General features: G+C 41.0%; 6 protein-coding genes. All 6 read left to right on the plus strand.

The features are described from left to right. Nucleotides 1–187 precede the first annotated feature (187 nt). Nucleotides 188–3,232 (plus strand): SrtB-anchored collagen-binding adhesin, encoded by a 3,045-nt coding sequence (locus tag LKD42_RS08870; RefSeq protein ID WP_117628729.1) that lies wholly within the window; start codon nucleotides 188–190, stop codon nucleotides 3,230–3,232. A gap of 233 nt (nucleotides 3,233–3,465) precedes the next feature. Further along, nucleotides 3,466–3,792, plus strand: coding sequence for a YdcP family protein (locus LKD42_RS08875; protein ID WP_005428604.1), 327 nt, complete (start codon nucleotides 3,466–3,468; stop codon nucleotides 3,790–3,792). Nucleotides 3,793–3,807: 15 nt separating this feature from the next. Next, nucleotides 3,808–4,191: a YdcP family protein gene (locus LKD42_RS08880; protein ID WP_005428605.1), complete on the plus strand. Its 384-nt coding sequence runs from the start codon at nucleotides 3,808–3,810 to the stop codon at nucleotides 4,189–4,191. A gap of 97 nt (nucleotides 4,192–4,288) precedes the next feature. Further along, complete coding sequence (locus tag LKD42_RS08885; protein WP_005428606.1) at nucleotides 4,289–4,471, plus strand: hypothetical protein; 183 nt, start codon at nucleotides 4,289–4,291, stop codon at nucleotides 4,469–4,471. Nucleotides 4,472–4,506: 35 nt separating this feature from the next. Then, complete coding sequence (locus tag LKD42_RS08890; RefSeq protein ID WP_005428607.1) at nucleotides 4,507–4,770, plus strand: hypothetical protein; 264 nt, start codon at nucleotides 4,507–4,509, stop codon at nucleotides 4,768–4,770. Nucleotides 4,771–4,864: 94 nt separating this feature from the next. Next, nucleotides 4,865–6,000: FtsK/SpoIIIE domain-containing protein (locus tag LKD42_RS08895; RefSeq protein WP_248835474.1), on the plus strand; the 1,136-nt coding region annotated here is incomplete at its 3' end.

Raw genomic sequence — 6,000 nt, forward strand, 5'->3', positions numbered from 1 at the left:
ACAAAAAATTGGTGTCAAAATTGGTGTCAAATAACCTTAATTTGAGATTTTGATGAGCAACACATCAGTATAAAAAATTGAATATTTTATAGATTATGGAACGCCTAAAATGACGTTCCTTTTCTATTTCCAGCCGTTCTTATTGGACGGCTATTTTATTATCCAAAATGAAAGGAGCATTAGATTTATGAAAAAGACATGGAAACGATTGTGTACGGGCTTCTTAGCTTTTGCAACTGTCGTTACTGCTTTACCGACTATACCCGTCCATGCAGAAAGTAAGCAATACTGGACGGAAAGTGCAGAGCGTGTCGGTATCATTGAAAAAGTAATGAATGATGGTTCTATCGGTTCGACATTCAATGAGGGCTATATGAAAGTCGAGGGCGAAACTGCCTATTGTATTGACATCAATACAGATTTTAAGAACGGTTACAAGACCAGAGCTGACGCAAGCTCACGCATGAGTGCCGACCAGATTTCAGATGTGGCGTTATCCTTAGAGTATGTCAAACAGTATGGCGAAGCTCACAAGGAATTGAACTATAAACAAGTCTATCTGTTGGAACAATGTGTAGTTTGGCAGAGATTGAGCGTACATCTTGGCTGGCAATGTGATAATGTGCGAGCTTCTTATGATGAAATTCCAAAGGCAACGCAGGACGAAGTTTTCTCTGGTGCAAAAGCCTTTGTCAAAGAGAATAAAGGACGCTATGAATGTGGCGGTTATATCTACTCTGGCGAGGGGCAGGAATTGGGACAATTCTGGGCGAAGCTGAATGTCGGAAATGCGAAACTGCAAAAGACTTCCAGTAATACCAGCATTACAGACAGTAACGGGAATTACTCTGTCGCTGGTGCGACCTATGGTGTCTTTTCTGATAAGGACTGCACGAAACAGCTTGCCACCCTTACGACTGATGAAAACGGAAATACAGATGTTGTAGAGGTAAAGGCTGGCACAGTTTATATCAAGGAATTATCTGCACCAGCAGGATATAAAGTAGATAAAACTGTATATTCCTTAAAGGTTGAAGCTGGAAGGACAGCGACCTTGAAAGTATCAGATACACCGAAAGTAACAGACACTTTGATTAAGCTTTTCAAGATTGATATGGAAACACAGAAAGACAATCCGCAAGGGAACGCTTCTCTAGCCGGTGCGGAATTTACATGGAAGTATTATGCAGGCTTCTATAACAAAGACAATCTTCCTGCCGAAGCTACTCGTACATGGATTACAAAGACAATCGCTGAAACAGACAGCGACGGGACAACTCATTACATCACAAAATTAGCGGACGCATACAAGGTATCTGGCGACAGCTTCTATATGCAGGACGGCAAAGCGGTTCTTCCACTTGGAACGCTAACCGTTGAAGAAACAAAAGCTCCAAACGGCTACTTGTTAGAGGGTGCATATATGCAGACTGGCGATAAGTCCGAACAGATAAAAAGCTTATACCTTACACAGATTACCGAGGACGGCGACCTTGCCGTATTATCTGGAAGTAACCAGTTTTCCGTATCTGACAAGGTTATCCGTGGCGGTGTGAAAATTCAGAAACGAGATTTAGAAACGGGCAATACAAAGCCACAAGGAAGTGCTACCTTGAAAGATACTGCTTTTGACATCATTTCCTTAAATGATAATGCGGTATTGGTTGAGGGCAAGTTATACAAGAAAAATGAAGTGGTAAAGACAATTCGTACCGATATTGAGGGTGTCGCTTCTACTTCTTCCGACCTTTTACCTTACGGAAATTTCCGTATCGTTGAAAGTGAAGCTCCCGACGGTTACTTAACTGACGGTGCAAAACCGATTGATTTTACAATCACAGAAAATGGAAAAATCGTGGACTTAACCGACGAAGCCCATTCTATCTACAATCAGATTAAGCGTGGGGATATTGAGGGTGTAAAAATCGGTGCAGGCACACACAAGCGTCTTGCTGATATTCCCTTTAGGATCACAAGCAAGACAACGGGCGAAAATCATGTAGTGGTAACTGATGATAACGGGCAATTCTCCACTTCTGCTGACTGGGCTTCTCATAAGCACAATACCAACGCAGGAAAGACCAGCGAGGACGGTGTGTGGTTTGGAACTTCTGAACCAGACGACAGCAAGGGTGCATTACCTTATGATACCTATATCATTGAAGAATTACGCTCTGATAGTAACAAAGGCTTTGAACTTATCCCACCTTTTGAAATCGTGGTATCAAGAAATAATCTTGTGATTGATTTAGGAACGCTGACTGATGAATACGAAAAAAAAATCTCTATTCATACCACAGCGGCCAGTAAGGACGGCAAAAAGACTATCCTTGCAGGAAAAGAGGTAACAATCGTTGATACTGTCAAATTAGACGGACTTACAAAAGGCACAAAGTATCAGTTGAAAGGCTGGCAGATGTTAAAAGAAGAAAATGCCGAGCTTATCATTGACGGAAAACGTGTGGAAAATGACTATACTTTTGTCGCTGATGATAAAGAAATGAAAGTAGAAATTTCCTATACATTCAATGCGTCTGCTTTAGGTGGCAAAAACCTTGTTACTTTTGAAGAATTGTATGATTTCAGCAATCCAGACGAACCCGTGAAAGTTGCAGAACACAAGGACATTGAGGACGACGGGCAAACCGTACTTATCACAGAGCGTATCATCAAAATTCATACGACTGCTACCGACAAGGACGGCAACAAAGAGATTGAAGCTGGAAAAGAGGTAACAATCATTGATACCGTAACTTTAGAGGGCTTAGAAGTCGGTACACAGTACAAACTTGTGGGCTGGCAGATGTTGAAAGAAGAAAACGCCGAGCTTCTTATCAATGGAAAACGTGTGGAAAGTGATTATACCTTTACTGCTGACAGCGAAACTATGAAAGTGGAAGTTGCTTTTACCTTTGACGCTACTTCCCTTGACGGCAAACAGCTTGTAACTTTTGAAGAATTGTACGATTTAAGCAATCCAGACGAGCCGAAGAAAGTTACCGAGCATAAGGACATTGAGGACAAGGGACAGACGATTACCTTTAAGGAAAAACCAGAAGTCCCAGAAGAACCCGAAACACCACCGACACCAGAAAAGCCTAACAGACCTAGCGACAGTCCCAAAACGGGCGACAGTACAAATGTAATAGCATTTGTCGTGATGTTGCTTGCGTCTGCTGGTGGACTGGCTGGAACATATCTTTACAAACGCCGTAAAATGAAGAAATCATAAGGCGGTAACGGTATGAGGAAAGAAAAATCACGCTCTCCGCCGAAGCTGTCAAACGGCAGACTTTTGCTTATTCTGGCTTGTCTGCTTACGACCTGCAAGAACACGGATAGTCAAGGGTGCGAAGCATTGATTTTACCCTTTACTATCTGTGGGATTGCTGGTACTTCCCAAACTGCCAGAATAAGAAATCACAATCAATTTATCAAAAATAGAAAGAAACGAGGTAAAACAATATGGAAATGAAATATGTCGTGCCAGATATGGCACAGTCTTTTGGAACTCTTGAATTTGCAGGCGAAAGCGACCATGTTTTTGACAGAGATAAAGATAACCGTAGAGTTTTCGCAAGAAGAAGCTACAACCTTTATTCAGATGTGCAGAGAGGGGAAAATGTTGTCGTGGAAATTCCCGTGCAGGCTGGCGAAAAGAAGTTCAAGTATGAGCAGAAAGTAAAACTTGTCAATCCGAAGTTATATGGCAGAGGTTACGCAATCGGGGATATGGGACATACCGATTATGTGTTGCTTGCTGATGATATTGTAGCAGTTGAAGAAAAGTAAAGGAGTGAAGAATTTATGAGATTATCAAACGGGTTTGTTATTGACAAAGAGAAAACATTTGGAGAATTAAAATTTACAGCGGTGCGTGATGTGTTCTTGCAGAATGAGGACGGGACACCGAGTACCCAGCTTAAAAAGCGTATCTATGATTTGAAGTGCAGTCTGCATGGTGGAATTATCCCCGTGTCTGTACCGCCAGAAGTACCGTTAAGGGAATTTCCGTACAATGCAGTTGTGGAGCTTGTCAATCCAGTAGCCGATACGGTATCACGAAAGACTTATACGGGTGCAGATGTGGACTGGTATGTAAAGGCAGAGAATATTGTGTTGAAAAATAAAGGCAATCAGAACGCAGGCAGTCCACAGAACCATACACCGCAGGGACAGCCGAAAAAATAGGCTTACTGAATAGATTTTCATTGTAGCGGATATATGGAACTGTTATAATATGGGTATGAAGAAACGGACAAATAATAAGGTGTAAAGGAGACCAGCTATGAAAGATAAAAACATTTTAATTTGTGTGGGAATAATTATTTATATTGCTATGTCTGGAATTGATAGATTTGTTTATCATATACCTAATATTATTTATATACCAGTTGCAATTCTTGGTATTGCTTTAATTTTAATTGGCTTTTTCAAAGATAAATTTAAACAAGAAAATTTCGATTTATAGAACTGAAAATTAAAGATTTAGAAAAGGTGGTAAATATGATAGGGCTAATACTAGGTAATATAATGGTGGTTTTAGGGGTATTCAGTATTATCAAAGGTAAATTGCCCCTTATCAAAAGATATAATGGGGTAAAAAACATAAAGCTACATTCAAGAATTGAGGGAACAGCTATATTATTAGTAGGAATTATGCTGATTTTTCAATGTTTTATATCACTAGGAAATGTTGAAATAGTTATCATTATTTTATCAATTTGTATTTTTTCGTTGATACTAGAAATTGCATTAAAAGTAATATAAAATTCCCATTTGCAAAACTTCATATCCATACACACAAAGCAGTTAGTCTTAGGATTGACTGCTTTTTTCGTACCCAGAAAGGAGTGATTGATTTATGCGTAAGATTTGGAATAAAGGACACCGTATCAGAGCCAGCGACAAGCACCTTGTCTACCACTTTTCCATAGGGATGCTTCTGGTGGTATTCGTGGCGGTTCTTTTGCTACTCAATATCAAACAGCTTATGCGTACTGATTGGGAGCATTTCAGCTTGTTAGAAAACGGCTTGACGCTCTCCCCTTACAACTTCATAACCATATTGATAGCGACGGGTGTTTGTGCATTGGTCGCTTTTCTATATTACCGCTTCTGTTACGACAGTTTCAAGAAGCTCCTGCACCGTCAAAAGCTGGCAAGAATGGTACTGGAAAATAAGTGGTATGAAGCCGATACCGTACAAGACAGCGGTTTTTTTACTGACCGGCAAAGCAGATCAAGGGAAAAAATCGTCTGGTTTCCAAAGATTTATTATCAAATGGAAAAGGGACTGCTTCATATCCGCTGTGAAATTACGCTGGGGAAATATCAAGACCAGCTTTTACGGTTAGAGGATAAATTGGAAAGTGGCTTGTATTGTGAACTGACCGACAAGACCCTGCACGACGGCTATATCGAATATACCCTGCTTTATGATATGATAGCGAACCGTATTACCATTGATGAAGTACGGGCAGAAAACGGCAGTCTTAGGCTGATGAAAAATCTTGTCTGGGAATATGACGCACTCCCTCACGCTCTTATCGCTGGTGGGACGGGTGGCGGTAAAACTTATTTTCTGCTGACGCTCATTGAAGCCCTACTGCATACCAACGCTGTCCTTTACGTCTTAGACCCGAAAAATGCGGACTTAGCAGACTTGGGGACAGTTATGGGAAATGTGTATCACACCAAAGAAGAAATGATTGATTGCGTCAATGCCTTTTATGAGGGCATGGTACAGCGAAGCGAGGAAATGAAGCGACACCCGAACTATAAGACGGGCGAAAACTACGCCTATTTGGGACTGCCACCCTGCTTTCTTATCTTTGATGAATATGTGGCGTTTTTTGAAATGCTGGGGACGAAAGAAAGCGTGAGCTTACTTAGCCAGCTAAAGAAAATCGTTATGTTAGGGCGACAAGCAGGTTATTTCCTTATCGTTGCCTGCCAGCGTCCAGACGCAAAGTATTTCTCGGACGGTATCAGAGATAA

Origin of the sequence: Hominisplanchenecus faecis (assembly GCF_020687205.1) — a bacterium.
GTDB lineage: Bacteria > Bacillota > Clostridia > Lachnospirales > Lachnospiraceae > Hominisplanchenecus > Hominisplanchenecus faecis.